This window comes from Endozoicomonas sp. SESOKO1, assembly GCF_024606265.1.
Lineage (GTDB): Bacteria > Pseudomonadota > Gammaproteobacteria > Pseudomonadales > Endozoicomonadaceae > Endozoicomonas.
In genome coordinates this window covers 1-3,440 of record NZ_JAHHPP010000213.1, presented here as the reverse complement: position 1 = coordinate 3,440, position 3,440 = coordinate 1, and the positions used below count along the sequence as shown (strand labels likewise).

Below are 3,440 nucleotides of genomic sequence, written 5' to 3'. Positions count from 1 at the left end.
CTCCTGTCTTATATCACCGCCCGATTGGGCGATGCTTTACGACGAGTTTGGTAAAAGGGCCTCTCAGCGTGGGACTGCTGTATTTGGTGTGAGGTTGCTGGATGTTGCTGGATCGAAGGGTTAAGGATTATTTTGAGAACTGATTATCTGCCAGAAATATTCGATTCCATTTGGCCAACTACTGAGTAAAAAAGATAGAATACCCGAAAAATCAAATTAACCGAATACAACAATAAGAAGAGTGTGGAGTCCTCCATGGGTGCCAGCAATGAAAATCTTGACAGTGTCCCGACCCCTCAGGGGGAAATGACATTGAAGGTTCTGGCGGATCATCGTTCCGTCAATAGCAGTGGTGATGTATTTGCTGGCTGGGTTGCCATGCACCTGGATCAGGCCGGGGAAGTCAGTGCCCGCAAAGCCTCCAATGGCGCCAGAGTGGTAACGGTCAGTATTGGCAGCATGAGTTTTCTCAGACCCGTCCAGACCGGTGATCTGATCGGGTTCTTTACCCGGGTGACAGAAATCGGAAAAACATCCATCAAGGTTGTGGTTGAGGGCTGGATAGAAAACCACCATGGCTGGGAAAAACTGACGGAAACGACGATGGTGTTTGTTGCCATTGATCGGGGTGGACGAACCCGGAGGATCAGGAGCCTCTGATCTTCCCAGCCCACGCTGAAAGTAAATTCTCAGATACAACGCGTCCGGGTCGAAAAAGTCCCGTTCATGGTAAGTTCCAAATCATCACCCGGTTGCAGAGGACCGACACCATCCGGGGTCCCAGTCAACACAATATCTCCCGGGAGTAATGTGAAATGTCTGCTAATGTAGCTCAAAAGCCCGGGAATGGAGGTCAACATATGCGCCGTTGTCCCTTTCTGCCTTGGCTCTCCATTGACCGACAGGGAAAACTCGAGATTGGCGGGGTCTTTAATATGTTCAACCGCCACAAACCCGGATAATGGGCAGCTGTTATCAAAGGCTTTGGCGACTTCCCAGGGCAGCCCTTTTGACTTTTGCAGACTCTGCAGATCACGAAGGGTCAAATCCAGTCCCAGACCAATGGCCATGACAGCCCGGTTGGCCTCATGTTCACTGGCATTGGTCAGAGGCTCCCTGATCAGCAGGCTCACTTCTGTTTCATGATGAACCGCCCCACGGTTTCGGGGTAATGTCACTGGCTGCTCAAGGTTAACCATGGCGGTACCGGGTTTAATAAACAGTACAGGATCATCAGGCAGGGGATTATTCAGTTCCTGGACGTGTGCCGCATAATTCCGCCCGACACAAACCACCTTGCCAACAGGAAGGTCAATGCGATCGCCACTGATCCAGTGGTGCCTGTACTTCATAGTGCATCCTTTATTAACTCCGGTGATGAAAAACGGAACGCGCAGTATGCGCCAACATCATTCGGATATTTATTATTTGTTCTTCTGAACCAGAAACGTTGTCGGGGTCACGCAGAGCGTTTGCATTCAGGCATATCTGCCCCGGGAAGCTATTGTCCCACGGCTCAGGCCGCAGTTAAAGCATCTCACTTTCAATACACTGTAGTATTATCATAAAGACTGGCCGCACAGTGGAAGGAGCATAGTATGTCAGAAGAGCTGCAAATCAATATCCAGAGCCTTCATGATATTCTTGAAAACTCACCCGTCGATGAATGCACAGCAGGAGCCTTAAGGCAGATAACCGAAGAGATTAACATTGCCGTTGCCCAGGCAGAAGGTGATATTCCCATTCAGGGCTACAACGATCAGCTGGAGCAGGAGGCCATTCGCATCAGTGAAGACCACCCGGCCCTGACACAGGCCATCCGGCAATTAATGATTACCCTCTCCAGTATGGGTATTTAAACACTGTCGCAATGACGCAGATTACACGCCAATACACCAGGTCGGTTTCACTGATGTGAAGCCGGCTGGCTTGCCTGTCATTATCCTTTCACAGCCTTTTAGTCAGTACCATCACACACAGCCTGTGCTATGATGTGCCGCCTGACGCAGCCGGGACCAACCTGTGGTGCGACATAAAAATGATGGGCGGATAAATAACAACCGTGGGCTTACTACAGCCTTGAGCTGACTACAGCCTTGAGCTGACTACAGCCTTGAACTAGCTAATAAAGAGACTGATATGCCGGAAACATCGCTGGATAAAAGCAAGATACGTTTTCTTCTGTTAGAAGGTGTCCACCCATCTGCTGTCGATATTCTGAAAGCGTCGGGCTATACCAATATCGACTATGTCACCACGTCCCTGCCGCCGGAAGAGCTTAAGGAACGTATTGCTGATGCACGCTTTGTGGGCATCCGATCCCGGACACAACTGACCGATGAGATTTTTGCAGCGGCAAAAAAGCTCTGTGCAGTTGGCTGTTTCTGCATTGGCACCAATCAGGTGGAACTGCCTGCCGCTACACGGCGGGGGATTCCTGTTTTCAACGCGCCTTATTCAAACACCCGCTCAGTGGCTGAGCTGGTTCTGGCTGAAGCCATCCTGCTGCTGCGTGGAATCCCTGAAAAGAATGCCCTGGCACACCAGGGTGGCTGGCAGAAAGCAGCTACGAAGGCCCATGAAATCCGGGGTAAAAAGCTGGGTATTATCGGCTACGGCAATATCGGCAGCCAGCTCAGTATCATTGCAGAATCCCTGGGCATGGAAGTCTATTTCTACGATGTCGTAACCCGGCTTTCCATGGGCAATGCTACCCAGATCAATGATCTGAATACCCTGCTGGGCATGTGTGACATTGTCAGCCTGCATGTACCACAAACCCGTGATACCCAGTGGATGTTCGGTGAAGCACAGTTTGCCGCCATGAAGGACAACAGCATTCTGATCAATGCTTCCCGGGGCTCTGTGGTGGTTATTGAAGCACTGGCTGAGTACCTGAAGAACGGCAAGCTGCTCGGTGCAGCCATTGACGTATTCCCGGAAGAGCCACGGGCTAACGGTGATGAATTCATCAGTCCCCTGCGTGGCATGAATAATGTCATCCTGACGCCCCATATTGGCGGCAGTACCCAGGAAGCACAGGAAAATATTGGCCGGGAGGTTGCTGAGAAGTTCGTTATGTACAGCGATATCGGTACTACATTGTCGTCTGTAAACTTCCCGGAAGTCGCCCTGCCTGCTCACCCCGGCAAGCACCGCCTGCTTCATATCCACCAGAATATTCCCGGCATTCTGGGCCAGATCAACCAGATACTGTCTGAAAACCATATCAACATCAGCGGTCAGTACCTGCAGACCAATGAGTCCGTGGGTTACGTGGTGATCGATGTTGATGCTGAACACAGTGATATGGCCATGCAGAAGATAAGAGAGATTGAAGGCACCATCCGCTGCCGCGTTCTTTACTGATTGGCATCTGCAAGTGCTCAGCCTCCGGGAGGCTGTCCGAGAATAGCGCCCGTAGCGAGGATGGCAGAAAA

At 51.0% G+C, this 3,440-nt stretch carries 4 protein-coding genes; 3 read left to right on the top strand and 1 reads right to left on the bottom strand.

Annotated features, from left to right (window positions below):
• The first annotated feature begins 255 nt into the window (after window positions 1-255).
• Window positions 256-660, top strand: a complete 405-nt coding sequence (locus KDK13_RS09895; RefSeq protein WP_257284817.1) for an acyl-CoA thioesterase — start codon at window positions 256-258, stop codon at window positions 658-660.
• A 29-nt stretch (window positions 661-689) separates the two neighbouring features.
• On the opposite strand, the gene KDK13_RS09890 is transcribed toward KDK13_RS09895, so the two are convergent.
• On the bottom strand, window positions 690-1,352 hold the full coding sequence (locus KDK13_RS09890) for a fumarylacetoacetate hydrolase family protein (RefSeq protein WP_257284816.1): 663 nt from the start codon (window positions 1,350-1,352) through the stop codon (window positions 690-692).
• Window positions 1,353-1,598: 246 nt separating this feature from the next.
• Between KDK13_RS09890 and KDK13_RS09885 the strand changes: the two genes are divergently transcribed.
• Both KDK13_RS09885 and serA read left to right on the top strand, forming a co-directional pair.
• On the top strand, window positions 1,599-1,859 hold the full coding sequence (locus KDK13_RS09885; RefSeq protein ID WP_257284815.1) for a DUF4404 family protein: 261 nt from the start codon (window positions 1,599-1,601) through the stop codon (window positions 1,857-1,859).
• A 280-nt stretch (window positions 1,860-2,139) separates the two neighbouring features.
• Window positions 2,140-3,369, top strand: coding sequence for a phosphoglycerate dehydrogenase (gene serA, locus KDK13_RS09880; protein WP_257284814.1), 1,230 nt, complete (start codon window positions 2,140-2,142; stop codon window positions 3,367-3,369).
• Window positions 3,370-3,440: the final 71 nt, after the last annotated feature.

Coding starts and splice junctions, on each gene's coding strand:
- KDK13_RS09895 (WP_257284817.1), top strand. CDS start 256: ATGGGTGCCAGCAATGAAAATCTTGACAGTGTCCCGACCCCTCAGGGG.
- KDK13_RS09885 (WP_257284815.1), top strand. CDS start 1,599: ATGTCAGAAGAGCTGCAAATCAATATCCAGAGCCTTCATGATATTCTT.
- serA (WP_257284814.1), top strand. CDS start 2,140: ATGCCGGAAACATCGCTGGATAAAAGCAAGATACGTTTTCTTCTGTTA.
- KDK13_RS09890 (WP_257284816.1), bottom strand. CDS start 1,352: ATGAAGTACAGGCACCACTGGATCAGTGGCGATCGCATTGACCTTCCT.